Source organism: Citrobacter sp. Cpo148, from assembly GCF_030332375.1.
In the GTDB taxonomy this organism is placed as follows: domain Bacteria; phylum Pseudomonadota; class Gammaproteobacteria; order Enterobacterales; family Enterobacteriaceae; genus Citrobacter; species Citrobacter portucalensis.
Genome location: NZ_JAOWHY010000043.1, coordinates 628,122 through 653,135, shown reverse-complemented (window position 1 = coordinate 653,135; position 25,014 = coordinate 628,122). Strand labels below are relative to the sequence as shown.

General features: G+C 48.4%; 23 protein-coding genes. 14 read left to right on the top strand and 9 right to left on the bottom strand.

Translation table 11 applies throughout. From position 1 onward, the window contains the following. Positions 1–51: 51 nt before the first annotated feature. Complete coding sequence (locus OGY10_RS13045) at positions 52–507, bottom strand: YchJ family protein (RefSeq protein ID WP_008784957.1); 456 nt, start codon at positions 505–507, stop codon at positions 52–54. Positions 508–618: 111 nt separating this feature from the next. On the opposite strand from OGY10_RS13045, the gene rssA reads away from it, so the two are divergent. The 3 genes from rssA (at position 619) to galU (ending at position 3,747) form a co-directional block, all read left to right on the top strand. After that, complete coding sequence (rssA, locus tag OGY10_RS13040) at positions 619–1,530, top strand: patatin-like phospholipase RssA (RefSeq protein WP_008784956.1); 912 nt, start codon at positions 619–621, stop codon at positions 1,528–1,530. Between the two features lie 90 nt (positions 1,531–1,620). Then, entirely contained in the window at positions 1,621–2,634 is a 1,014-nt protein-coding gene (gene rssB / locus OGY10_RS13035; protein WP_032943688.1) for a two-component system response regulator RssB, read from the top strand. Between the two features lie 204 nt (positions 2,635–2,838). Continuing rightward, positions 2,839–3,747, top strand: a complete 909-nt coding sequence (galU, locus tag OGY10_RS13030) for a UTP--glucose-1-phosphate uridylyltransferase GalU (protein ID WP_003020727.1) — start codon at positions 2,839–2,841, stop codon at positions 3,745–3,747. A 136-nt stretch (positions 3,748–3,883) separates the two neighbouring features. Here galU and hns read toward each other — a convergent pair whose 3' ends face one another. Then, positions 3,884–4,297, bottom strand: a complete 414-nt coding sequence (hns, locus tag OGY10_RS13025) for a histone-like nucleoid-structuring protein H-NS (RefSeq protein ID WP_003020723.1) — start codon at positions 4,295–4,297, stop codon at positions 3,884–3,886. Positions 4,298–4,907: 610 nt separating this feature from the next. Here hns and tdk point away from each other — a divergent pair. After that, positions 4,908–5,525 carry a thymidine kinase gene (gene tdk, locus OGY10_RS13020; RefSeq protein ID WP_008784954.1) on the top strand — a complete coding sequence of 206 codons (618 nt, stop codon included), beginning with the start codon at positions 4,908–4,910 and terminating at the stop codon, positions 5,523–5,525. Between the two features lie 235 nt (positions 5,526–5,760). Here tdk and adhE read toward each other — a convergent pair whose 3' ends face one another. Then, positions 5,761–8,439: a bifunctional acetaldehyde-CoA/alcohol dehydrogenase gene (adhE, locus tag OGY10_RS13015; protein ID WP_008784953.1), complete on the bottom strand. Its 2,679-nt coding sequence runs from the start codon at positions 8,437–8,439 to the stop codon at positions 5,761–5,763. A 487-nt stretch (positions 8,440–8,926) separates the two neighbouring features. Between adhE and ychE the strand changes: the two genes are divergently transcribed. The 7 genes from ychE to OGY10_RS12980 all read left to right on the top strand — a co-directional run bounded on the left by ychE (position 8,927) and on the right by OGY10_RS12980 (position 16,961). Beyond that, a complete protein-coding gene (ychE, locus tag OGY10_RS13010; RefSeq protein WP_003020714.1) occupies positions 8,927–9,574 on the top strand; it encodes an NAAT family transporter YchE in 648 nt (215 codons plus the stop codon). Between the two features lie 771 nt (positions 9,575–10,345). Continuing rightward, positions 10,346–11,977 carry an oligopeptide ABC transporter substrate-binding protein OppA gene (gene oppA / locus OGY10_RS13005; protein WP_286576866.1) on the top strand — a complete coding sequence of 544 codons (1,632 nt, stop codon included), beginning with the start codon at positions 10,346–10,348 and terminating at the stop codon, positions 11,975–11,977. Between the two features lie 232 nt (positions 11,978–12,209). Next, on the top strand, positions 12,210–13,130 hold the full coding sequence (gene oppB, locus OGY10_RS13000; protein ID WP_003020708.1) for an oligopeptide ABC transporter permease OppB: 921 nt from the start codon (positions 12,210–12,212) through the stop codon (positions 13,128–13,130). Between the two features lie 14 nt (positions 13,131–13,144). After that, complete coding sequence (gene oppC, locus OGY10_RS12995) at positions 13,145–14,053, top strand: oligopeptide ABC transporter permease OppC (protein WP_003020701.1); 909 nt, start codon at positions 13,145–13,147, stop codon at positions 14,051–14,053. An 11-nt stretch (positions 14,054–14,064) separates the two neighbouring features. Continuing rightward, positions 14,065–15,078 carry a murein tripeptide/oligopeptide ABC transporter ATP-binding protein OppD gene (oppD, locus tag OGY10_RS12990; RefSeq protein WP_003833364.1) on the top strand — a complete coding sequence of 338 codons (1,014 nt, stop codon included), beginning with the start codon at positions 14,065–14,067 and terminating at the stop codon, positions 15,076–15,078. After that, positions 15,075–16,079 carry a murein tripeptide/oligopeptide ABC transporter ATP-binding protein OppF gene (oppF, locus tag OGY10_RS12985; protein WP_008784949.1) on the top strand — a complete coding sequence of 335 codons (1,005 nt, stop codon included), beginning with the start codon at positions 15,075–15,077 and terminating at the stop codon, positions 16,077–16,079. The genes oppD and oppF overlap by 4 nt, the downstream gene beginning before the upstream one ends. Positions 16,080–16,124: 45 nt before the next feature. Continuing rightward, complete coding sequence (locus OGY10_RS12980) at positions 16,125–16,961, top strand: ion transporter (RefSeq protein WP_003833361.1); 837 nt, start codon at positions 16,125–16,127, stop codon at positions 16,959–16,961. A 37-nt stretch (positions 16,962–16,998) separates the two neighbouring features. On the opposite strand, the gene OGY10_RS12975 is transcribed toward OGY10_RS12980, so the two are convergent. Together OGY10_RS12975 and cls are read right to left on the bottom strand one after the other, a co-directional pair. Beyond that, entirely contained in the window at positions 16,999–17,328 is a 330-nt protein-coding gene (locus OGY10_RS12975; protein WP_003020691.1) for an HI1450 family dsDNA-mimic protein, read from the bottom strand. A 34-nt stretch (positions 17,329–17,362) separates the two neighbouring features. After that, entirely contained in the window at positions 17,363–18,823 is a 1,461-nt protein-coding gene (cls, locus tag OGY10_RS12970; protein ID WP_003020687.1) for a cardiolipin synthase, read from the bottom strand. A gap of 142 nt (positions 18,824–18,965) precedes the next feature. Between cls and OGY10_RS12965 the strand changes: the two genes are divergently transcribed. Continuing rightward, positions 18,966–19,139, top strand: coding sequence for a YciY family protein (locus tag OGY10_RS12965; protein ID WP_122984013.1), 174 nt, complete (start codon positions 18,966–18,968; stop codon positions 19,137–19,139). Positions 19,140–19,375: 236 nt separating this feature from the next. Then, positions 19,376–19,990: a serine acetyltransferase gene (locus OGY10_RS12960; RefSeq protein ID WP_286576865.1), complete on the top strand. Its 615-nt coding sequence runs from the start codon at positions 19,376–19,378 to the stop codon at positions 19,988–19,990. A gap of 277 nt (positions 19,991–20,267) precedes the next feature. Here OGY10_RS12960 and OGY10_RS12955 read toward each other — a convergent pair whose 3' ends face one another. Continuing rightward, on the bottom strand, positions 20,268–22,277 hold the full coding sequence (locus tag OGY10_RS12955) for an acyltransferase family protein (RefSeq protein WP_286576864.1): 2,010 nt from the start codon (positions 22,275–22,277) through the stop codon (positions 20,268–20,270). A 295-nt stretch (positions 22,278–22,572) separates the two neighbouring features. Beyond that, entirely contained in the window at positions 22,573–22,869 is a 297-nt protein-coding gene (locus OGY10_RS12950; protein WP_048211485.1) for a YciI family protein, read from the bottom strand. A gap of 215 nt (positions 22,870–23,084) precedes the next feature. Here OGY10_RS12950 and tonB point away from each other — a divergent pair, with 215 nt between their 5' ends. Continuing rightward, on the top strand, positions 23,085–23,813 hold the full coding sequence (gene tonB / locus OGY10_RS12945) for a TonB system transport protein TonB (RefSeq protein WP_170974248.1): 729 nt from the start codon (positions 23,085–23,087) through the stop codon (positions 23,811–23,813). Between the two features lie 64 nt (positions 23,814–23,877). On the opposite strand, the gene yciA is transcribed toward tonB, so the two are convergent. Together yciA and OGY10_RS12935 are read right to left on the bottom strand one after the other, a co-directional pair. Further along, entirely contained in the window at positions 23,878–24,279 is a 402-nt protein-coding gene (gene yciA, locus OGY10_RS12940) for an acyl-CoA thioester hydrolase YciA (RefSeq protein ID WP_003020670.1), read from the bottom strand. Between the two features lie 165 nt (positions 24,280–24,444). Further along, a complete protein-coding gene (locus OGY10_RS12935) occupies positions 24,445–24,984 on the bottom strand; it encodes a septation protein A (RefSeq protein WP_003020667.1) in 540 nt (179 codons plus the stop codon). Positions 24,985–25,014: the final 30 nt, after the last annotated feature.

Sequence of the window (25,014 nt, the reverse complement as noted above, 5' to 3'; positions counted from 1 at the left end):
AGCGGTGATCCTGTTGAGAATGTTTGCAAAATTGATACTGTCGGGCGTTGATTAGCCGCAGCACTTTTTAAATTTTTTACCTGAGCCACAAGGGCAGGTATCGTTTCGTCCAATTTGAGGGCGTGTACCGTCTATATAGTACCACTGACCGTTTTCTTTTAAAAAACGAGAGCGCTCGATAATTGCACCTGTTTTACCTTGTTCAGAAAACCGTGCGACAAAACTGACGTAGCCGATATTTTCTGTGTCTGCCGTCTCTTGTTCAAAAACGGTCAGTCCAAGCCATTCGGTATGAGTAAATCCTGCGATAATGTCGTCGCGAAACTCGGCCGCATGACAATCCGGATGCCAGGTCCTGATAAGGTAATCTGCGTCTTTCATCACAAAAGCACAGTAACGAGAACGCATGAGGTGTGACGGCGTAGGTGCTACTTGCGCGCCGGACACATAACGGTAGCAACATAGGCTATACTCGACAGCGCTACCACAGGGACAAAGCTGAGACACAAAGTACTCCCTGGAATATAAAAACGGCGTAAAAACGCCAGAGTGGCACTATGTTAACTGAGCGGTAGCGATGTTGCTACGTCTGCAAGCCAGGGGAAGTTTGTACGTATAATGAGAAAAATAAAAATTGGGCTGGCGCTAGGTTCCGGCGCGGCGCGAGGTTGGTCGCATATTGGCGTTATTAAAGCCCTTAAGCATATGGGCATTGATGTTGATATCGTGGCAGGGTGCTCCATCGGTTCGTTGGTTGGCGCTGCCTACGCCTGCAATAAGCTGCCTGCTCTCGAAAAGTGGGTCTGTTCTTTCAGCTATTGGGATGTTTTACGGTTGATGGATCTCTCGTGGCGCAGGGGAGGTTTACTGCGCGGTGAACGGGTATTCAATCAGTACCGTAATGTGATGCCGGTAGAAGCAATTGAGCAATGTACTCGCCGTTTCGCAACAGTGGCTACCAATCTGAGTACGGGTCGGGAACTTTGGTTCACCGAAGGTGATTTACATCTGGCTGTCCGGGCCTCCTGCAGTATTCCTGGCTTGATGTCACCTGTGGCGCACAATGGTTACTGGCTGGTCGATGGTGCGGTGGTGAATCCTGTCCCTGTCTCCCTGACTCGCGCGTTAGGGGCCGATATTGTTATAGCGGTCGACCTGCAACACGATGCGCATCTCATGCAACAAGATTTACTCTCCTTCAACGTCAATAGCGATGCCGAATCGGGTGATGATGCTGACGAACTCTCATGGCATGCCCGTTTGAAAGAACGCTTGAGCAATATTACGGCCAGGCGTGCAGTAACTGCACCCACGGCGATGGAGATTATGACGACGTCTATTCAGGTTCTGGAAAACCGACTGAAACGTAACCGCATGGCCGGTGACCCTCCAGACATTCTGATTCAGCCGTTTTGTCCACAAATATCCACGCTGGATTTTCACCGCGCCAGTGCGGCAATTGCTGCCGGGCAGTTAGCGGTCGAGAAGAAAATGGATGAGCTTCTACCCCTGGTGAAAACCAACGTCTAACGCATTTTTTATCAACACTTAAGCTAATTCTGACAGGCGTGAGTGGCAATAGCATGCCACTATTTATTAAAGCCAGTCAGGGGGGAGAATATGACGCAGCCATTGGTCGGAAAACAGATTCTTATCGTTGAGGATGAGCCGGTATTTCGCTCACTCATGGACTCATGGTTTTCCTCTTTGGGAGCGACAACGGCGGTAGCTGGTGACGGACTTGAAGCACTGGACTTGCTTGGGCATTTTAAACCCGACCTGATGATCTGCGACCTGGCTATGCCAAGAATGAACGGTCTCAAACTGGTTGAGTATTTACGCAATCGTGGCGATCAGACCCCGATACTGGTGATTTCTGCGACGGAAAATATGTCCGACATAGCCAAAGCGCTACGACTCGGTGTGGATGACGTCCTGTTGAAGCCGGTGAAAGACCTTAATCGCTTGCGAGAAACCGTCTTTGCATGTCTTTATCCGAACATGTTTAATTCACGCGTGGAAGAAGAAGAACGGCTGTTTCGCGACTGGGATGCGATGGTGGACGATCCTGCTGCTGCTGCGAAGCTGCTAAAAGAATTACAGCCTCCAGTGTCGCAAGTGATCTCGCACTGTCGCATTAACTATCGACAATTGGTGGCAGCCGACCAACCGGGGCTGGTGTTGGATATTGCGCCGCTGTCGGATCATGACCTTGCATTCTATTGCCTTGATGTGACGCGGGCAGGGGATAATGGCGTGCTGGCTGCATTATTACTGCGAGCGCTATTTAATGGTTTACTGCAGGAGCAACTGACACAACAAAATCAACGGTTGCCAGAGCTAGGTACGTTATTGAAACAGGTAAATCATCTGTTGCGGCAAGCCAATTTACCAGGGCAGTTTCCCTTGCTGGTGGGGTATTACCACAGCGGATTAAAAAATCTGATTCTGGTATCGGCAGGGCTGAATGCGACATTAAATACAGGTTCCCACCAAGTGCAAATCAGCAATGGCGTTCCGCTGGGTACCTTAGGTAATACGTATCTTAATCAGCTGAGCCAACATTGTGAGTCATGGCAATGCCAAATTTGGGGGGCGGGAGGTCGCCTGCGCTTGATGTTGTCTGCAGAATGAACAATTGAGAGGCGTGTAAATGAAATTGGTTCACCCTCCCCATGCTGTGAGTGCTACTATCAGCGCCAGTTTTATTCGTATTTATCTTAATTATACCGACGCGCGTCCTTTTCAGACCAGAAGCTTGTCGCTGTACTGATATACTCGGATGCGATACAGAATGATGAACACGTTCAATACATGAACAGTCCAGGAGAGTTTTAAATGGCTGCCCTTAATTCAAAAGTCAAAAAAGCCGTTATCCCGGTTGCGGGATTAGGAACCAGGATGTTACCGGCTACGAAAGCAATCCCGAAAGAGATGCTACCGTTGGTTGATAAGCCATTAATTCAGTACGTCGTAAACGAATGTATTGCTGCGGGCATCACTGAAATTGTACTTGTAACTCACTCGTCTAAAAATTCTATTGAAAACCACTTTGATACCAGCTTTGAACTTGAAGCGATGCTGGAAAAACGTGTAAAACGCCAGCTTCTGGAAGAAGTGCAATCTATTTGCCCGCCACATGTGACTATTATGCAGGTGCGTCAGGGGCTGGCTAAAGGTCTGGGCCACGCGGTATTGTGCGCGCACCCTGTGGTTGGCGATGAACCGGTAGCTGTAATCCTGCCGGACGTAATTCTTGACGAATACGAATCTGATTTATCCCGTGACAACCTTGCCGAAATGATTCATCGTTTTGATGAAACAGGTAGCAGCCAGATTATGGTTGAACCGGTAGAAGATGTTACGGCTTATGGCGTTGTTGATTGTAAAGGCGTTGAATTATCCCCGGGCGAAAGCGTTCCGATGGTTGGCGTGGTTGAAAAACCAAAAGCTGATGTTGCGCCTTCTAATCTGGCCGTTGTGGGTCGTTACGTTCTTAGTGCCGATATCTGGCCTCTGCTGGCTAAAACCCCTCCGGGAGCGGGTGATGAAATTCAGCTGACAGATGCTATCGATATGCTGATTGAAAAAGAGACGGTTGAAGCTTATCACATGAAGGGCAAAAGCCATGACTGTGGTAATAAACTGGGCTATATGCAGGCGTTCGTTGAATATGGTATTCGCCATAATACTCTCGGCGCCGAATTTAAAGCCTGGCTGGAAGACGAGATGGGTATTAAGAAGTAACCTTCTGGTATTATCTGGTCAGAACGGCGCTGTATTAACAGCGCCTTTTTTTTATACCTAATCCGGGTAGGGTTGAACGAAGTACCGGTAAAAAAAATCCCGCCAGTGGCGGGATTTTAAGCAAACTATTTCTGAATTATTCCTTGATCAGGAAATCGTCCAGTTGTTTACCTTGTTCTTCCATCGCTTTTTTGATCACTGCCGGTGTACGACCCTGGCCAGTCCAGGTTTTAGTTTCACCGTTTTCGTCAACATAGCTATATTTAGCCGGACGTGCAGCGCGTTTAGCTTTGGTGCCAGATTTAACAGCAGCCATGCTATTCAGCAATTCGTTCGGATCAATGCCGTCAGCGATCAGCATTTCACGATATTGTTGCAGTTTACGAGTACGTTCTTCAACTTCAGCAGCAGCAGCGCTTTCTTCTTCGCGACGCTCGCTAACTACAACTTCTAATTTTTCCAGCATTTCTTCAAGCGTTTCCAGAGTGCATTCTCTTGCCTGCGCACGAAGAGTACGGATGTTGTTCAGAATTTTAAGTGCTTCGCTCATTGTAGTAATCTCAAACTTATATTGGGGGGGTTTGTTGAGCTAATAATAGAGCGATAAATTCAGTTGTGCAATAGCCAGGAATGTAAGGAATTCAAAATTGCGCTTTATTTAGTATCAGAATTAATTCTCCTGTCTTAAATTCCCCATGATGTTGGGCATAAAAAAGGCTTATTGGCGAGGGGGCTTCTCAGCGGCTGAGAGTAAAAATTCAAGATTCAGGTCACATTTTATGGTGTACAAATAGTATCTCTTTGCAGTGATTTCAACCTTTTGTATTAGTTTTGCTTACGTGAATTCGCTAATACATGGCGACAGTGGGTAGATTCAATAACAATATGGGAAGGGTTTCTTTATTGCCGTATGATGATAAGTGACATTGATAAATTTCATGAGCACTATTTGTGAAAGAGTGTGTATATACGCGTCCGAGCTCAGGCTGTTTGGTCGATGGTTGTATGCTCTCTCACTATCCGTTACTTAAATTCAGGCGGCACTGTGCGAGCTTGCCCGCTCATTTATACGCCTTTGTGGCCAACGCTACACCGACATGTTCGTGAAATATGATACAATCCAGCCCATATTTATTTCCCCTGGTGAGGGCCTTCGGTCAATGGCACAACTATATTTTTACTATTCTGCAATGAACGCAGGTAAGTCAACTGCATTGTTGCAATCTTCGTACAATTATCAGGAACGTGGGATGCGTGCCGTTGTATATACAGCGGAAATTGATGACCGTTTTGGTGCTGGAAAAGTAAGTTCACGTATAGGTCTGTCGTCACCTGCAAAATTGTTTAACCAAAATTCATCATTGTTCGAAGAGATTCGCGCCGAGAATGCGCAGCAAAGAATTCACTGTGTACTGGTCGATGAGTCTCAGTTTCTGACCCGACAACAGGTTTATGAATTATCTGAAGTTGTCGATCAACTGGATATTCCTGTTTTGTGTTACGGCTTACGCACTGATTTTCGTGGTGAGTTATTTGGTGGCAGCGAATACCTGCTTGCCTGGTCAGATAAACTGGTTGAATTAAAGACCATTTGTTTCTGTGGCCGTAAGGCCAGCATGGTATTACGCCTTGATCAGGCTGGAAGACCTTATAACGAGGGCGAGCAGGTGGTTATCGGCGGGAATGAACGCTATGTGTCGGTATGTCGTAAACACTACAAACAAGCGCAGTCTGAGGGCTCTCTGACGGCGATACAAGAACGACACAGCCACGATTAACCCTGTACGCTTCTGAGCGCTTATAAACACAGGGTAGGCCGGAACCTTCGTCAATGTTCTCTACCCTGTCAGACTCTCTTCTGCGGCTAGTCTCACATCTTCCTGAATACATCTCCTACACTGCCATTCTATTCACATGGTTAAATTGTGTACTCCCCGATTTTCATAACACAAGACGAAAAAAACGGCCCCAATTGGGACCGTTTATGATGAAACTAAAACTTATCTGAGCAAATTAAGCGGATTTCTTCGCTTTCTTTTCTGCTTTCGGTGCAGCTACTGCTTCAGTCTTAGCGGCGGTCTGACCTTCGCTATACTCACGACCGTAGTAGGTATCCAGCAGGATCTGTTTCAGTTCAGAAATCAGCGGGTAACGTGGGTTAGCACCAGTACACTGGTCGTCAAACGCATCTTCAGACAGTTTGTCCACGTGTGCCAGGAAGTCAGCTTCCTGAACGCCAGCTTCACGGATAGACTTAGGAATACCCAGTTCAGCTTTGATTTCTTCCAGCCAGCCCAGCAGTTTCTGGATTTTCGCGGCAGTACGGTCACCCGGTGCGCTCAGACCCAGATGGTCTGCGATTTCAGCGTAGCGACGGCGTGCCTGCGGACGGTCGTACTGGCTGAATGCAGTCTGTTTAGTCGGGTTGTCGTTCGCGTTATAACGAATAACGTTGCTGATCAGCAGGGCGTTCGCCAGACCGTGAGGAATGTGGAACTGAGAACCCAGTTTGTGCGCCATTGAGTGACATACACCCAGGAAGGCGTTAGCAAACGCGATACCGGCGATAGTTGCTGCACTGTGTACACGCTCACGCGCTACCGGGTTCTTAGAACCTTCATGGTAAGACGCTGGCAGGTTTTCTTTCAGCAATTTCAACGCTTGCAGAGCCTGACCGTCAGAGAACTCAGACGCCAGTACTGAAACGTAAGCTTCCAGAGCGTGAGTGACCGCATCCAGACCACCGAACGCACACAGTGACTTCGGCATATCCATAACCAGGTTGGCGTCAACAATCGCCATATCCGGAGTCAGCGCATAGTCTGCCAGCGGGTATTTCTGCCCAGTTGCATCGTCGGTAACGACCGCAAACGGAGTCACTTCAGAACCAGTACCGGAAGTGGTGGTAACTGCAACCATCTTCGCTTTTACGCCCATTTTCGGGAACTTGTAGATACGTTTACGGATGTCCATAAAGCGCAGTGCCAGTTCTTCGAAGTGAGTTTCCGGGTGCTCGTACATAACCCACATGATTTTCGCGGCGTCCATCGGGGAACCACCACCCAGTGCGATGATTACGTCTGGTTTGAAGGAGTTAGCCAGCTCAGCACCTTTGCGAACAACGGTCAGAGTCGGGTCAGCTTCAACTTCAAAGAACACTTCGGTTTCAACGCCAGCAGCTTTCAGAACGGAGGTGATCTGGTCTGCATAACCGTTGTTGAACAGGAAGCGGTCGGTCACGATAAGCGCACGTTTGTGACCATCGGTAATCACTTCATCCAGTGCGATTGGCAGAGAGCCACGACGGAAGTAGATAGATTTCGGAAGTTTGTGCCACAACATGTTTTCAGCTCGCTTAGCAACGGTTTTCTTGTTGATCAGGTGCTTAGGACCAACGTTTTCAGAGATGGAGTTACCACCCCAGGAACCACAACCCAGAGTCAGGGAAGGTGCGAGTTTGAAGTTGTACAGGTCACCGATACCACCCTGAGAAGCCGGGGTGTTGATCAGGATACGTGCGGTTTTCATCATCTGGCCGAAGTAAGCAACACGTTCTGGCTGGTTGTCCTGGTCAGTGTACAGGCAAGAAGTATGACCGATACCGCCCATCGCAACCAGTTTTTCAGCTTTAATGACTGCGTCTTCGAAGTCCTTCGCACGGTACATTGCCAGCGTCGGAGACAGTTTTTCGTGAGCAAACGGTTCGCTTTCGTCGACAACCTTCACTTCACCGATCAGAATCTTAGTGGTTTCTGGTACGGAGAAGCCTGCCAGTTCAGCAATCTTGTATGCCGGCTGACCAACGATAGCTGCGTTCAGCGCGCCATTTTTCAGGATAACGTCCTGAACAGCTTTCAACTCTTTACCCTGCAGCATGTAACCGCCGTGAGTTGCAAAACGCTCACGTACAGCATCATATACAGAGTCAACCACGACGACAGACTGCTCAGAAGCACAGATTACGCCGTTATCGAATGTTTTAGACATCAGAACAGATGCAACAGCACGTTTGATATCAGCGGTTTCGTCGATAACAACAGGGGTGTTACCTGCGCCTACGCCGATAGCCGGTTTACCGGAGCTGTATGCCGCTTTAACCATGCCTGGACCACCGGTCGCAAGGATCAGGTTGATGTCCGGGTGGTGCATCAACGCGTTAGACAGTTCAACGGAAGGTTGATCGATCCAGCCGATCAGATCTTTCGGTGCGCCAGCAGCGATTGCTGCTTGCAGAACGATGTCAGCTGCTTTGTTAGTTGCATCTTTTGCGCGCGGATGCGGAGAGAAGATGATGGCGTTACGGGTCTTCAGGCTGATCAGTGATTTGAAGATTGCAGTAGAAGTCGGGTTAGTGGTTGGAACGATACCGCAGATGATACCAATCGGTTCAGCAATGGTAATGGTACCAAAAGTGTCGTCTTCAGACAGCACACCACAGGTTTTTTCATCTTTGTAAGCGTTGTAAATGTATTCAGAAGCGAAGTGGTTTTTAATCACTTTATCTTCGACAATACCCATGCCGGATTCGGCAACGGCCATTTTCGCGAGAGGAATTCGAGCGTCTGCGGCAGCCAGAGCGGCGGCACGGAAGATTTTGTCAACCTGTTCTTGAGTGAAACTGGCATATTCACGCTGGGCTTTTTTTACGCGCTCTACAAGTGCGTTAAGTTCAGCGACATTAGTAACAGCCATGATGCTCTCCTGATAATGTTAAACTTTTTTAGTAAATCATCTGCTCGATACGAGAGTATAGACAGACCGACGAAAATTTGTGTAATGGTTTGAAAATCAAACGGTTAGTTAACGTCCACTTTACTTTGATTTACTAAAAGAGCTTATACGCTAGCGCCAGTTAACTCTAACGCGTTACCTCCAGGTGGCGTAAGAAAGATTACTCACTTCTGAGTAGTAATTGCGTGATCTGGATCAAAAATTCGCAAAGCTGACACCTTTCAGCAGGCCCTTTTAGCGTTTCTCGTTAAGTGTTAATAAATTGACGTAATGAATGCTAATAACATTAGCATATTTAATACATATTAATAACACTGAGTATTGGTAGCGTATTTACATTGATATACGAAGATAGAAGGTGAAGTATGCTGACAAAAGGCGTATCTTCAGCGCGGATTTTATCAATTTTTATGACTCATTTTATCCGGCTAACGCTTCGGAGCTAACCGTGATCCAAACGCTATTTGATTTTCCTGTCTATTTTAAATTTTTCATTGGGTTATTTGCGTTGGTCAACCCGGTAGGGATCATCCCCGTCTTTATCAGTATGACCAGCTATCAAACTGCCGCAGCACGAAACAAAACCAACCTCACGGCAAACCTATCAGTCGCAATCATCCTGTGGACTTCGCTGTTTCTTGGTGATGGTATTCTGCAACTCTTCGGCATCTCAATTGACTCGTTCAGGATCGCTGGCGGCATTCTGGTTGTGACTATCGCGATGTCAATGATTAGCGGAAAACTAGGGGAAGATAAACAAAACAAACAGGAAAAATCAGAAACCGCAATCCGTGAAAGTATCGGCGTTGTGCCGTTGGCATTGCCGTTGATGGCGGGGCCGGGGGCGATAAGCTCAACTATTGTTTGGGGTACGCGATATCATAGTGCGATTAACCTGTTTGGCTTTTTTGTAGCGATTGCGTTGTTTGCCCTGTGCTGCTGGGGGCTGTTCCGCATGGCACCATGGTTAGTGCGCCTGTTGGGCCAAACCGGTATCAACGTCATTACGCGTATTATGGGGCTGCTGTTAATGGCTTTGGGTATCGAATTTATCGTTACAGGCATCAAATCCATTTTCCCTGGTTTGCTGGCCTGAAACCTCTCTTCTGTGCAAACGGAGTCGTGTCCGGCTCCGTTTCCTTTCATTATCAGTAAAACTTCTCACTAAAGTTGAAAATCAGCAGAGCAATAATAAAAAATGCTGATGATTAACTCTCCTGTTAGCCATTGATTCTAAAGATATAACACGTCCCAGTACGCCCGGCGAAGACCGATACTGCTGTTATTTTATTAACATCATACTCTGGGGCTTGCTGAAGGATTATCGAAATGTTATTAGTTATTTCAGCCTTTATTTCAGATGAATGTGCTAATTAATAACCAATTGTTAAATTTATGTGCATTTTGACATGGCGTTGACTTAGGAAAGGATGGTTAACACCATGGTCGACATAATGCATTGATTTTTGTGAACTTCCCATAATAAATCTTCATTCGTAAGACTTTTTAAGTGAGATTTATTTCCAATAAAAGAGAATTGGTTAACAAATTTGTAAAATGTATTGGCGGTTAAGAAACGCATTTGATACTTTCCGGCCAAGTATTATGCAGAAGAATTCACGTTGATGAGAATCATTTGCAGTTAGTTTCTCTCAACAGGGTAATAGCGTGTTTCCGGCAGGGGAGGCACGTAGAGAATCGACGCAAGGCGATCATACGAATCGCCAGAATAAATAAAGTCGGTGATAGCAAGCAGTAAAACAATAAACCACCTGACGGCAGAAAATCTCCGGTGCCGTACAGGGATCCTAACAGGATTAACAGTCTGGTTAAAAAACCAGCCATAATAATGAGGGAGTACAACACAATGACTAACATCACTAAAAAAAGTTTAGTAGCTGCGGGGATCTTAACTGCGCTAGTCACAGGAAATGTTGCCACGGCGGCAGTAGTGCCAGCGGGTGTGCAGCTTGCTGAAAAGCAGACTCTGGTGCGTAATAACGGTTCGGAAGTGCAATCACTCGATCCCCATAAAATCGAAGGTGTACCTGAATCCAACATTAACCGTGACCTGTTTGAAGGTTTATTAATCAGTGATGTCGATGGCAAACCATCGCCTGGCGTGGCTGAAAAATGGGAAAATAAAGATTTTAAAGTCTGGACATTCCATCTGCGTAAAGATGCTAAGTGGTCTGACGGCACGCCTGTTACTGCGCAAGATTTCGTGTATAGCTGGCAACGTTTGGCTAATCCAAATACTGCATCACCGTATGCCAGTTATTTGCAGTACGGTCATATTGTCAACATTGATGATATTATCGCCGGTAAAAAACCGGTCACCGATCTGGGCGTAAAAGCTCTCGACGATCATACTTTTGAAGTTACCCTCAGCGAACCAGTTCCTTATTTCTACAAACTGCTTGTGCACTCTTCCGTTTCACCGGTTCCCAGAGCGGCTGTTGAAAAATTCGGCGAGAAGTGGACCCAGCCCGCTAACATCGTTACTAACGGTGCGTATAAACTGAAAGACTGGGTTGTGAACGAGCGCATTGTGCTTGAGCGTAATACCAACTATTGGGACAACGCCAAAACGGTTATTAACCAGGTAACCTACCTGCCTATTTCTTCTGAAGTGACTGACGTAAACCGCTATCGCAGCGGTGAAATCGACATGACCTATAACAACATGCCGATTGAGTTATTCCAGAAACTGAAAAAAGAGATCCCGAACGAAGTCCACGTTGACCCGTATCTGTGCACCTATTATTACGAAATCAACAACCAGAAAGCACCGTTCAACGATGTTCGTGTTCGTACCGCCCTGAAGCTGGCGTTGGATCGTGACATTATCGTCAATAAAGTGAAAAACCAGGGTGACCTGCCAGCATATAGCTTTACTCCTCCATACACCGATGGTGCGAAACTGGTTGAGCCAGAGTGGTTCAAGTGGTCTCAGGAAAAACGTAATGAAGAAGCGAAGAAACTGCTGGCTGAGGCCGGATATACCGCTGAGAAACCGCTGACCTTTGATCTGCTGTATAACACCTCAGACCTGCATAAGAAGCTGGCTATTGCCGCGGCATCTATCTGGAAGAAAAATCTGGGTGCTAATGTGAAGCTGGAAAACCAGGAATGGAAAACGTTCCTCGATACGCGCCATCAGGGCAACTATGATGTTTCACGTGCGGGCTGGTGTGCGGACTATAACGAACCGACGTCCTTCCTGAATATGGTGCTGTCCGACAGCTCCAATAATACCGTCCACTATAAGAGCCCGGCATTTGATAAGCTGATTGCGGATACGCTGAAAGTGACGGATGAAGCGCAGCGCAGCGAACTGTATTCGAAAGCGGAACAGCAGCTGGATAAAGATTCTGCGATTGTACCGGTTTATTACTATGTTAACGCCCGCCTGGTGAAACCATGGGTTGGCGGATACTCCGGTAAAGACCCGATGGATAATATCCACGTTAAAGACTTGTATATTATCAAGCATTAATGGCAAGACGTGGGGCAATCATATTGCCCCACAGTGTCTTTTTCTTCGAACTATATATACCTCTTTAGACAAAGAGAGGTATACCCTAAATAATTCACGTTGCAGGAAGGCGGCAACGCAGCGAATCGCCAGGAGCTTACTTAAGTAAGTGACTGGCGTGAGCGAGCAAAGCCAACGCACTTGCAGCTTGAAGTATGACGGGTATAAAGGCACACGCCAGAAGGTACGGGCAATGTTAAAATTTATATTACGTCGCTGTCTGGAAGCGATTCCGACGCTGTTTATTCTTATTACGATTTCATTCTTTATGATGCGCCTTGCGCCGGGTAGCCCATTCACCGGGGAACGCGCATTGCCGCCAGAAGTGCTGGCGAATATTGAAGCGAAATATCATCTCAACGATCCCATCTCGACGCAGTACTTCAGCTATCTGAAACAGCTGGCGCACGGCGATTTTGGACCATCCTTTAAATATAAAGACTACACGGTTAACGACCTCGTTGCCTCGAGCTTCCCGGTTTCTGCGAAGCTGGGTGCGGCAGCCTTTATTCTGGCGGTGCTCGTCGGTGTTAGCGCCGGAGTGATAGCCGCGCTGAAGCAAAATACACGTTGGGACTATACGGTGATGGGGGTGGCAATGACCGGGGTGGTTATCCCCAGTTTCGTGGTCGCTCCCTTATTGGTCATGATATTTGCCATAACCTTGAAATGGCTACCCGGCGGGGGCTGGAACGGCGGGGCGCTGAAATTTATGATCCTGCCGATGGTAGCCTTGTCACTGGCCTACATCGCCAGTATCGCCCGTATTACTCGCGGTTCGATGATTGAAGTACTGCACTCTAACTTTATTCGTACCGCACGCGCTAAAGGGCTGCCGATGCGGCGGATTATTTTCCGTCATGCGTTAAAACCAGCGCTGTTGCCAGTGTTGTCCTATATGGGACCGGCATTTGTCGGCATTATCACCGGTTCGATGGTTATTGAAACCATTTATGGTTTGCCGGGTATTGGCCAGTTGTTCGTCAATGGGGCGTTAAACCGCGATTATTCGCTGGTTCTTAGTCTGACCATACTGGTGGGTACGCTGACCATCGTGTTTAACGCGATTGTCGATGTGCTGTATGCCGTTATCGACCCGAAAATTCGTTACTGATACTGGAGCTCGCTATGATGTTAAGTAAGAAAAACAGCGAGGCGCTGGAGAATTTCAGTGAAAAGCTGGAGGTCGAAGGCCGCAGCCTGTGGCAGGACGCGCGTCGACGCTTTATGCATAACCGCGCGGCGGTAGCAAGCCTGGTGGTGCTGGTAATTATTGCGCTGTTCGTGACGCTGGCACCGATGCTGTCGCAGTTTACCTACTTCGATACTGACTGGGGCATGATGTCCAGTGCGCCGGATACGGAATCAGGCCACTATTTCGGTACTGACTCGTCGGGACGCGACCTGTTGGTGCGCGTGGCAATTGGCGGGCGCATTTCGCTGATGGTCGGTATTGCGGCGGCGCTGGTCGCGGTAGTTGTTGGTACGCTGTACGGTTCTCTGTCGGGCTACCTCGGCGGAAAAATTGACTCGGTAATGATGCGTCTGCTGGAAATCCTCAACTCCTTCCCGTTCATGTTCTTCGTGATCCTGCTGGTCACCTTCTTTGGGCAAAATATCCTGCTGATTTTTGTCGCTATCGGGATGGTCTCCTGGCTGGATATGGCGCGTATCGTGCGTGGGCAAACGCTGAGTCTCAAGCGCAAAGAGTTTATTGAAGCGGCGCAAGTGGGTGGGGTGTCTACCGTGCGTATCGTTATCCGCCATATTGTGCCGAACGTGCTGGGTGTGGTGGTGGTTTACGCTTCATTGCTGGTGCCGAGCATGATCCTGTTTGAATCCTTCCTGAGCTTTTTGGGACTAGGTACGCAGGAGCCGTTAAGTAGCTGGGGCGCGCTGCTCAGTGATGGTGCCAACTCTATGGAAGTCTCACCATGGCTGCTGCTGTTCCCGGCTGGTTTCCTGGTGGTCACTTTGTTCTGTTTTAACTTTATTGGCGATGGCCTGCGTGATGCCCTCGACCCGAAAGACCGTTAAGGAGTGCAGCCATGAGCGTAATTGAAACCTCAACCGCGCCGCTCGCGCAACAACAGGCTAACGCACTGCTGAACGTAAAAGATCTGCGCGTGACGTTTGCTACCCCCGACGGCGATGTAACTGCGGTCAACGATTTAAACTTTTCTCTGCGAGCCGGAGAAACGCTGGGTATTGTCGGGGAATCCGGTTCGGGTAAATCGCAGACGGCCTTTGCCCTGATGGGGCTGCTGGCGGCGAATGGTCGTATCGGGGGCTCCGCAACGTTCAACGGGCGTGAAATTCTGAATTTACCGGAACGTGAACTGAACAAACTGCGCGCCGAGCAAATCTCGATGATTTTCCAGGACCCGATGACGTCTCTCAATCCGTACATGCGGGTCGGGGAGCAGTTGATGGAAGTTCTGATGCTGCATAAAGGCATGAGCAAAGCGGAAGCTTTTGAAGAGTCGGTCAGAATGCTGGATGCGGTGAAGATGCCGGAAGCGCGTAAGCGTATGAAAATGTATCCTCATGAATTCTCCGGTGGTATGCGTCAGCGCGTAATGATCGCCATGGCGCTGCTGTGCAGGCCCAAATTACTGATTGCCGATGAACCAACCACTGCGCTCGATGTGACGGTACAGGCGCAAATTATGACGCTGCTGAATGAACTGAAAAGTGAATTCAACACCGCGATTATCATGATCACCCACGATCTGGGGGTTGTTGCCGGTATTTGCGATAAAGTCCTGGTGATGTATGCCGGACGTACTATGGAATACGGCAGTGCACGGGATGTCTTTTATAAACCCGTTCATCCGTATTCGATTGGTTTGCTAAATGCCGTACCTCGTCTGGATGCCGAAGGGGAAGAGATGCTCACTATCCCTGGCAACCCACCGAACCTACTGCGTCTACCAAAAGGTTGTCCATTCCAGCCGCGTTGCCCGCATGCGATGGAAATCTGTAGCAGTGCTCCGCCACTGGAGGAATTTAGCCCAGGCCGTCTGCGTGCCTGCTTTAAGCCGGTGGAGGAACTGGTATGAATACGGTGACCGAACAACGTAAAGTGCTCCTTGAGATTGCCGACCTTAAAGTCCATTTCGATATTAAAGATGGCAAACAGTGGTTCTGGCAACCGTCTAAAACCCTGAAGGCGGTTGATGGCGTAACCCTGCGACTGTATGAGGGCGAAACCCTGGGCGTGGTCGGTGAATCAGGCTGCGGGAAATCGACCTTTGCCCGTGCGATTATCGGCCTGGTGAAGGCCACCGATGGAAAGGTTGCCTGGCTGGGTAAAGATTTACTGGGTATGAAACCCGATGAGTGGCGGGAAGTGCGCAGCGATATCCAGATGATTTTCCAGGATCCTCTGGCATCGTTAAACCCGCGCATGACCATTGGTGAAATCATTGCCGAACCGCTGCGAACTTATCATCCGAATCTTCCTGGTCAGGAAGTCCGCGACCGTGTGAAGGCGATGATGATGAAGGTTGGATTACTGCCCAACCTGATTAACCGCTACCCACATGAGTTTTCCGGTGGCCAGTGTCAGCGTATCGGTATTGCCCGCGCGCTGATCCTTGAACCAAAGTTGATTATCTGCGATGAACCGGTTTCGGCGCTGGATGTATCAATCCAGGCCCAGGTGGTTAATCTGCTGCAACAGCTTCAGCGCGAAATGGGATTATCGTTAATCTTCATTGCTCACGACCTCGCGGTGGTTAAACACATCTCCGACCGTGTGCTGGTTATGTATCTCGGACATGCGGTGGAATTAGGGACTTATGACGAGGTGTACCATAACCCGCTGCATCCTTATACCAAAGCGCTGATGTCTGCGGTGCCGATCCCCGATCCGGATCAGGAAAGGAACAAGGTTATCCAGTTGTTGGAAGGCGAATTACCGTCCCCGATTAATCCTCCTTCCGGTTGCGTGTTCCGTACGCGCTGTCCGATTGCTGGACCGGAATGCGCAAAAACGCGCCCGGTTCTGGAAGGAAGTTTCCGACATGCAGTTTCCTGCCTGAAAGTAGACCCGCTATAATCCTGAGGGCTGACAAAGGTCAGCCCTTTTTTTGGTGAGGTATCTGTGCCAGGTTTAGTCTCTTCTGTCCGCCGTGCGCTCTATCGCAAATTATTTGATTTAAACACCCGTTCAGGGCGTCGCTTTGAAGGTATGTGTGCGCTATTTGCCTTGCTCAGCGTTATCGTTATCTTCATTGAGTCCGGAGTAGGGACGCAATACCATTTAACCTTTGAGGAATGGCGCGTTTTTGTCTGGCTGGAGATCTTTATTACTCTGGTCTTCACCCTCGAATATCTTCTGCGCTTATGTTGCTGGGCTAACCCTGCTAAATATGTGTTCAGCTTCTGGGGGATAATTGACCTTGCCACCATTCTGCCGCTGTATGTGATGTGGCTATGGCCGGAAATCAGTCTGAGCTATGTTTTCGCCTGGCGAGCGATGCGTGTCCTGCGCGTCCTGCGTATTCTCAAGCTGCTGCGCTTTATGCCTTCTCTACGGGTGTTCTGGAATGCGTTAAAAAGCGCCCGACATCAGCTGATGCTGTTCTATTCCTTTATCGCCATCCTGATGGTGGTTTTTGGCGCGATGATGTATCTGATTGAAGGGCCAAAATATGGGTTTACTACGCTGAATGCGTCGGTGTATTGGGCGATTGTTACTGTAACCACCGTCGGCTATGGTGATATCACGCCGCACACACCGTTGGGGCGCATGGTGGCGTCTGTGCTTATCCTGATTGGTTACTCGGTGATTGCAATACCGACGGGATTGATTACCACGCACATGAGCAGTGCGTTCCAGCAGCGCGGGCACCAACGAAAATGTCCGCAGTGCCAGCAGGCGCAGCACGAACATAGTGCGCAATTTTGTAACCGCTGTGGAAGTAAACTGCCGGGTTAAAAATGAAAAAAGCTGCGAGAGCAGCTTTTTTGTTTGATTATTCGCGCCAGAGAATATGGCAGAGCTTATGATCTTTTTCGCGACATAATAAAACGCGCGCGAAAATATCGTTAATCTCGCCGTCTTCTGTATCTGCCAGACCAATCACCACCTCGGCAAAGAAGTCAGGGTTCAGGTCAAAATCAACATGCTCCTGCCAGTCTTCTGCCGGATCGAACAACTCGGCACCGCCACGCTCTTCAAACTGCAAATTGAACAGAATGATGTCGGCTGGATCCAGATTGTCCGCAGCCAGTTCGAGAAAAATGTCGTAAGCCTGCTCAAGCGTTTCGTCTTCGGTCAGGCGATTGTTCAAATCCATATCCATAATGACTACCTGTTTACTGTCTGATGGGCACGTTTTACAGCAACGGACTAAAGAAGTAAAACAGTCGCTCTGCTATCCGCTGCCAGAGTGGTCGTTTTACCCACAAACGGGCATCAAGCAGGCGGGAACGCGAAATATAATCATCCTGCACTGCCGCGAGATCGCCACCGAATCCGGCATCATCAATGACCAGCGTGATTTCAAAATTGAGCCACAGACTGCGCATATCCAGGTTAACCGTACCGACCAGGCTCAGCTCGCCATCGACCAGTACGCTCTTGGTGTGCAGCAAGCCACCTTCGAACTGATAAATTTTAACGCCAGCCGCCAGCAGCTCGGTGAAAAAGGCCCGGCTTGCCCAGCCAACCAGCAGGGAGTCATTTTTACGTGGAAGAATGATACTGACGTCAACCCCACGCTGCGCTGCCGTGCAGATCGCGTGCAACAGATCGTCGCTGGGGACGAAGTAGGGGGTGGTCATAATTAAATATTCACGCGCTGAATAAGCAGCGGTTAGCAGCGCCTGATGAATCAAATCTTCAGGGAAACCAGGACCCGAGGCGATAGTGTGAATGGTGTGGCCGCTGGCCTGCTCAAACGGCATGATATTGACGTCCGGTGGCGGAGGCAAAATGCGCTTTCCGGTCTCAATTTCCCAGTCGCAGGAATAGACAATGCCCATAGCAGTGGCGACAGGACCTTCCATTCTCGCCATTAAATCAACCCATTGCCCGACGCCCGCATCTTGTTTGAAGAAACGCGGGTCGACCATGTTCATGCTGCCGGTATAAGCAATGTAGTTATCGATCATGATCATTTTGCGGTGCTGACGCAGGTCCATACGGCGTAAAAATACACGCATCAGGTTCACCTTCAGCGCTTCTACAACCTCGATACCTGCGTTACGCATCATCGCCGCCCAAGGGCTGCGGAAAAACGCCACGCTGCCGGCGGAGTCCAACATCAGGCGACAGTGAATGCCACGCCTCGCGGCAGCCATTAACGACTCGGCTACCTGATCGGCCATACCGCCTGGCTGCCATATGTAGAACACCATTTCGATGTTGTGGCGCGCCAACTGAATATCACGGATCAGCGCCTGCATCACGTCATCTGAACTGGTGAGCAACTGCAGCTGGTTTCCCTTTACGCCAGCTATACCCTGACGACGCTCGCACAGTTTAAATAACGAAGAGGCGACGCTGCTGTTTTCCTGGGCAAAAATATGCTTGCAGGCCTTGAGGTCGTTCAGCCATTTGGCGGTTGAAGGCCACATCGCCCGGGCGCGTTCGGCACGTCGCTTGCCCAGGTGAAGTTCACCAAAGGACAGATAAGCAATAATTCCTACCAATGGCAGAATGTAGATGATCAACAGCCAGGCCATTGCGGAGGGCACTGCGCGTCGCTTCATCAGAATGCGTAACGTTACGCCAGCAATGAGTACCCAGTAACCCAGAATGACCAGCCAACTCACCACGGTGTAGAAGGTTGTCATAAATTTAAAAATCCTTTTGAAAGCGTATTGTTAAGAGTTTACGCATCAGGATTAATCTGGCAAATAAAAACACGGGAAAACCACTGGTCTGCATTCGGTCTGGCGTTATAATGGCCGCTCAGTGACTGGAAGAGTAGTTAACATGAAGCGTAGTAGAACGGAAGTGGGACGCTGGCGGATGCTGCGTCAGGCTAGCCGCCGTAAAGCACGTTGGCTTGAAGGACAATCGCGTCGTAATATGCGTATCCATACCATCAGGAAATGCGTTCTCAACCACCAGCGTAACTCGTTGTTGTTTGCGATCCACAGCATCTGATCCCAAAAGGGCACCGCTGGCGGTGCCCAATGTCTGTTTTCCCGTATTGATTCTTAAATACTTTCCTGCCGTCATTATTGTTTTTGGTCCAGGTAAGAGATAACCATTTCATTATTTATATTATTGTCATCTTTCAGGTGCCGTATCTACTCGAAAAGAAGAATGCTGGTGACAAGAAAATATGTTTTTATTTCAGTGAGAACTGATACATTTTAACGATTAAACAACGAGACAGTATGATGGCATTCGACAAAATTAAAGCCGATACCCACCGTGAATTTGGTTATTTCTCATGGAGTAAACTAATAATTGGTACAGTAATTAGCAGAACATTCCGTATCATTGTGATGATGCGTTTATGCCAATACTGTGCGGTTTCGCGCACACCGCTGCGTATCATGCTCTATCCATTTAAGATCTTGCATCGGTGTGCTGCTCACATGGGCTCGATGGATTTTCCATCGAGCACACAGGTTGGTGCCGGGTTGGCTATCACTCATGGCTGGGGGATAGTGATATCGCCGAGTGCAAGAATTGGAAAGAACGTTACCTTATTTCATGGTGTAACTATCGGTCAGCGAGATACTATTCAGGGAGCAGGAACCCGCATCACGGGTTATCCCATTATTGAAGATGAAGTTTGGATTGGTCCAAATGCTGTCATCGTCGGCGGGGTTATCATTGGGCAAGGGAGTAAAATTGCTGCCGGGGCGTTTGTGACCGAAAGTATCCCGCCTTTTTCTGTCGTTGTTGGTAATCCTGGTGTGATTGTTAAAACCGGGTGCATCCCAGACGTAATGAATAAAGCACCGTTGTTTCAAGAAAGAACTGTTGAAAAAACGGCAGCGTAAATTTCTCGCTGATTATACTTTTCTTTTTATTATCAATGCGATGATTCTACTTTCTGGGGCTAATGGTTCATAATAGTGTGGTCAGGTATTACCCGTTATCCTATTCTGTTATTTTATTGTCTTTTGAGGGAAGCCATTATGTGTACAAATCTTTTTGACAACGCTCGTCGCTACACTGACGAGAAAAAGTAACAACCAAAGCCGCTATCTGCGGCTTTTTTACTTGAGTGAATATTAGTATCCGAATGGATATGATTCCCATATTTCTGGTCAAGCATCAAAGTTGCAGGGCGTTAGTTGCCTCGGTATGTTCTGCTTGTTTAAATGCGCGTTGAAACATGGGGAGTAAAAGCGTACTGCCAAATGCACTTAGGTGGTTACTGTCTGAGTAAAGTGGACGTCCACCAGCATCTCCCCAACACCGCCCATCCTTGCAAAGATAGGGTAACGGATTGAGAATATTGACGCCGCAGCGCAGGGCCGCCTCATCTTGTGCTGCCCAAATGGCTGTTTGTCGCTGGTAATATTCATCGAGAGAAATAGATACTGTACTGTCTGACTTACCAAACATCAGTGCCCTAGCCATTGTATTAGGCACATCGACTGCCATTTCAGGAATAGGGCGGACCAGAAATACCCTCTGACTATTCTCTATGGAACACAGAGTTTTTACGAGTTGCTGGCTAAACTGCTGTGTTAAATTCTGATTGGGGTGTTCATTCGGTGTATCAAAAAATCCCATAGGAATATTAAAAAAATCGTCCTTTTCATTTTGTCCCAGGATAGCGAGGCTACTTCTGTTGGCGATAAAGACGAGTTTATTTTTATATTCATTATTTAGTAAATTAATAGCTCGATCATTAAATAGTTTACAGTCATCATTAATATCTTCTCTTCGTTTCATGCCTAACACTGTCGGACAGCTCGCATAGGTCATCTCAACAACCGCACCGGGTGCAGCCTCTGCGACAGCTGAAACCAGCATGCTTGCATGACTGTCTCCCAGGACAATGGCCGTTAACTCTCCTTTGCCATATCTGCACATAGGAGACTCGCTTCCTTTACCCGGCGCGAGCAGACATTTTTCAAATCGGACTGCGTAATCAAGTTTCGGGATCATCGCTAATTCAATTGCCGGGTTAATTCTGCCATCGACTTGCTGATAACGAGCCCCTGCGGCCATTCCACCAGTGCTCAAAATTAACAGTAATAGTACCCAGCTCTGTTTGCGTGCAGGGGTTAGCGCAAGCTGTTTGCGTGTCGGAATCTCTACGAGCAATAAAGAGATCTTTCCCAATAGCACACTCATTACAATGCCAGTAGCAATCCACCAGGGATTGTGATGTTTGTCGGCATAACTAAGCAGCACCGCAAGCGGCCAGTGCCACAGATAAATTGAATAAGAACTGGCACCTATCTGGCGAAAAATTGCCGTAGATGTAAAAAATGATCGCTGGCGATTAGCCGCAAGAACCAGCACGGTCCCCAGCACAGGGACCACGGCATAACTTCCCGGCCATGGTCGTGTCGCATCCAGGAGTGTGACTGACAGGGCAATTAAAATAAAACCCACCAACTCTAGTATCCGGGCTGGGCGTTGCGACATAGAATGCCGACGAGTTAGCCACCATACACCTCCTCCAGCTAATAATTCCCAAATGCGGGTGGGGAGTAGATAAAACGCACTACCTGGGAGTCGAGGGCTCACGTAAATTGATAGAGCTAATGACAGTACGCCTGCGGCGATAAGTGCAAACTTAACACCCTGCCGGCCAAACCAGCGCCAGAGTAAAATGCAGCCAACAGGCAACAAAATGTAAAATTGCCACTCCACCGAAAGAGACCATGTGTGCAGCAACCAGTTTTCTCTGGAAGTGATATCGAAATAACCCGCTTCACGCCAAAACTTGAGATTGGAAACAAAAGTAAGCGCTGTGATCGCATTGATTGCCAGCACATGATAATCAGCGGTGGGCAACCAAAACCAACCCAAGAAAAGTAACGTGCTGCAAAATGCAATTAAGGCAGGAATAATTCGTCTGGCACGTGCCAGATAGAAACTCCATAATGAAAAATTGCCACGTTCAAGGCCGTTCACGATGATGGCGGTCATCAGGAAACCTGATATAACAAAAAAAACATCAACGCCGATAAAGCCACCGCTAAATCCGGGTACGCCAAAGTGATAAAATACGACCGCTAATACAGCCCATGCTCGCAGTCCATTGATATCATGGCGGAATGTTTTAGGAGAGGGAGAGGCGGGACGGAACGAATCAAAAGCCATAATTGACTAAAATCCCGTATATCGTGACAACGCAGCCTGTCTGCATTGTGACAAATTAATCTCGACAGATAATAAAATACACTGAGGTTGAGTAAGAAACAATCAATGACACGCTAATAAACGGTCGTAGCTACCTTTTATAAGGGTACTTATCATTGCTTTGATATGCTGAATTAATGCATAGATACGAGAAGTGAGGGCGTTTAGACTAATGTGCACCTAAATGCGCCCTCAATGGCTATGTATTTTGCTTACTGTTCAGTATTTTTATAAATGAAAATGGCTTTTTGTTTTGTCAAAATACTTTCTTGTAAGGTTTTACTGAAACCTGCGCATAAACGCCCGCCGCAACATACGGATCGGCATCTGCCCACGCCTGTGCCGCCTCCAAAGATTCAAATTCGGCAATCACCGTCGAGCCGGTAAAACCCGCCGCACCGGGATCGTTACTATCGACCGCTGGCATGGGGCCTGCCGTGAGCAAACGACCTTCGTCATGAAGGAGTTGCAGGCGAGCCAGATGAGCAGGGCGCACGGAAAGACGTTTTTCGAGAGAGTCTGCGATATCTTGAGCGTAAATAACATACAGCACGGGTAGAGCTCCTTGAACGGTAAAAGTCGTTAATAACGTTATTGGAAAGGCCTAACAACTGCAACGGAAAGATAACTGATATGTTAAGGCCATACTCTGAAAGTGGTTTTTTATCATAAAATCGCGTTTTAAATGTCAGTTAGCATCACGGGCTTATTGAATATGATTGCTATTTGCATTTAAAATCAGGGTCTGGTTTTTTTACTGAAACGATTATGACTTCAATGACCCTTGATTTACCTCGTCGCTTTCCCTGGCCAACGTTACTGTCTGTCGGCATTCATGGTGCCGTAGTGGCTGGTTTGCTGTATACCTCGGTACATCAGGTTATTGAACTACCTGCGCCAGCGCAGCCGATCTCTGTCACGATGGTCGCGCCTGCCGATCTCGAACCGCCTCAGGCCGTTCAGCCGCCGCCGGAACCCGTTGTCGAGCCTGAACCGGAACCTGAACCGATTCCAGAGCCACCAAAAGAGGCGCCGGTGGTGATTGAAAAACCGAAGCCCAAGCCTAAACCGAAGCCAAAACCGGTGAAAAAGGTGGAAGAGCAACCGAAACGCGATGTTAAACCAGCAGAACCGCGCCCGGCCTCCCCAGTGGAAAATACGGCACCTACGCGCACAATGACCAATACCGCGCCGGCAACTACCAGCAAACCGGTGGTCAGTGCGCCATCGGGTCCACGCGCTTTAAGCCGTAATCAGCCTCAGTATCCGGCGCGAGCTCAGGCGCTGCGCATTGAAGGCCGGGTAAAGGTCAAATTTAACGTAACGCCGGATGGTCGGGTTGAAAATGTGGAGATCCTGTCTGCACAGCCTGCCAATATGTTTGAACGTGAAGTGAAAAACGCGATGCGTAGGTGGCGTTATGAGGCAGGTAAACCCGGTTCCGGACTCGTGGTGAATATTGTTTTCAAATTAAACGGCACTACGCAGATCGAGTAAGCATCAGGCCGTCCGGCAATGATCAAGAGTGATGATTGCCGGATAGCATTACTGGCGTGTGCTATCAGGCCAAAGTGGGAATTGGACGCGGTTTCCCGTCTTTATCAACGGCAACGTAGATAAACAGAGCTTCGGTGGCCTTATAGCGCTGCCCAATTGGTTCAGAAGCGACTTTCTTCACCCAAACTTCAATATTGATGCTGATTGAGGTTGTCCCGCGTTTCACACAGCGCGCATAGCAACACACTACATCACCTACGGCGACCGGGCGCAAAAAGCTCATTCCTTCAACCCGCACCGTTACCACACGACCATGTGCGATCTCTTTGGCCTGAATCGCGCCACCTATATCCATTTGCGACATCAGCCAACCGCCAAAAATATCACCGTTCGCGTTGGTATCTGCAGGCATGGCCAGAGTACGTAAAACCAGTTCACCCTGGGGAGTGTTATTCGTTGTTGTCATTGTAGAACCGACTATAGAGAATGATTACAGGCGCGATGCTACTAGAATTTGTGCGTTGAGAACAGAGGGGATGCGGCGTGCAGAGCAGATGTAAGTCAGGTTGTCAGCACAATGGAACGCGAGGGGATAAAAATTCGCCAGATCCGCAGATCTGGCGAGCATGTATTACGATTTATCTTCTTGCGGCAGATGACGGTAAATATAGACTCCACTCAGCAGCGTAAAGAATAAAGTCAGGGCGGTCAGGCCGAACACTTTGAAGTTGACCCAAATGTTCTGCGGTAGCCAAAATGCAATATAGATATTCGCCAGGCCACACAGGATGAAAAAGACGGCCCAGGCTAGATTAAGTTTCGACCACACCGGCTGCGGCAGGGTCAGCTCTTTACCTAACATGCGTTGAATCAGCGGCTTTTTCATCACCCACTGGCTAACCAGCAGAGCACCAGCAAACAGCCCGTAAATCACCGTTACTTTCCACTTAATGAATTCATCGTTGTGGAAAAAAATAGTCAAACCACCAAATACGGCCACCAGGACAAAGGTGATTAACGCCATCTTCTCGACCTTGCGATAGCGAACCCAGCTGTAAATCAACACCACAGCCGTCGCGACAATCAGCGCCGAGGTCGCCGCATAGATGTCGTAAAGCTTATAAAAAGCAAAAAAGACAACCAGCGGTAAAAAATCAAGAAACTGCTTCATTCTTCGATTCCGTAATCAAAAGCACCGGGT

Coding starts and splice junctions, on each gene's coding strand:
- rssA (WP_008784956.1), top strand. CDS start 619: ATGAGAAAAATAAAAATTGGGCTGGCGCTAGGTTCCGGCGCGGCGCGA.
- rssB (WP_032943688.1), top strand. CDS start 1,621: ATGACGCAGCCATTGGTCGGAAAACAGATTCTTATCGTTGAGGATGAG.
- galU (WP_003020727.1), top strand. CDS start 2,839: ATGGCTGCCCTTAATTCAAAAGTCAAAAAAGCCGTTATCCCGGTTGCG.
- hns (WP_003020723.1), bottom strand. CDS start 4,297: ATGAGCGAAGCACTTAAAATTCTGAACAACATCCGTACTCTTCGTGCG.
- tdk (WP_008784954.1), top strand. CDS start 4,908: ATGGCACAACTATATTTTTACTATTCTGCAATGAACGCAGGTAAGTCA.
- adhE (WP_008784953.1), bottom strand. CDS start 8,439: ATGGCTGTTACTAATGTCGCTGAACTTAACGCACTTGTAGAGCGCGTA.
- oppA (WP_286576866.1), top strand. CDS start 10,346: ATGACTAACATCACTAAAAAAAGTTTAGTAGCTGCGGGGATCTTAACT.
- oppB (WP_003020708.1), top strand. CDS start 12,210: ATGTTAAAATTTATATTACGTCGCTGTCTGGAAGCGATTCCGACGCTG.
- oppC (WP_003020701.1), top strand. CDS start 13,145: ATGATGTTAAGTAAGAAAAACAGCGAGGCGCTGGAGAATTTCAGTGAA.
- oppD (WP_003833364.1), top strand. CDS start 14,065: ATGAGCGTAATTGAAACCTCAACCGCGCCGCTCGCGCAACAACAGGCT.
- oppF (WP_008784949.1), top strand. CDS start 15,075: ATGAATACGGTGACCGAACAACGTAAAGTGCTCCTTGAGATTGCCGAC.
- OGY10_RS12975 (WP_003020691.1), bottom strand. CDS start 17,328: ATGGATATGGATTTGAACAATCGCCTGACCGAAGACGAAACGCTTGAG.
- cls (WP_003020687.1), bottom strand. CDS start 18,823: ATGACAACCTTCTACACCGTGGTGAGTTGGCTGGTCATTCTGGGTTAC.
- OGY10_RS12965 (WP_122984013.1), top strand. CDS start 18,966: ATGAAGCGTAGTAGAACGGAAGTGGGACGCTGGCGGATGCTGCGTCAG.
- OGY10_RS12960 (WP_286576865.1), top strand. CDS start 19,376: ATGATGGCATTCGACAAAATTAAAGCCGATACCCACCGTGAATTTGGT.
- OGY10_RS12955 (WP_286576864.1), bottom strand. CDS start 22,277: ATGGCTTTTGATTCGTTCCGTCCCGCCTCTCCCTCTCCTAAAACATTC.
- tonB (WP_170974248.1), top strand. CDS start 23,085: ATGACTTCAATGACCCTTGATTTACCTCGTCGCTTTCCCTGGCCAACG.
- yciA (WP_003020670.1), bottom strand. CDS start 24,279: ATGACAACAACGAATAACACTCCCCAGGGTGAACTGGTTTTACGTACT.
- OGY10_RS12935 (WP_003020667.1), bottom strand. CDS start 24,984: ATGAAGCAGTTTCTTGATTTTTTACCGCTGGTTGTCTTTTTTGCTTTT.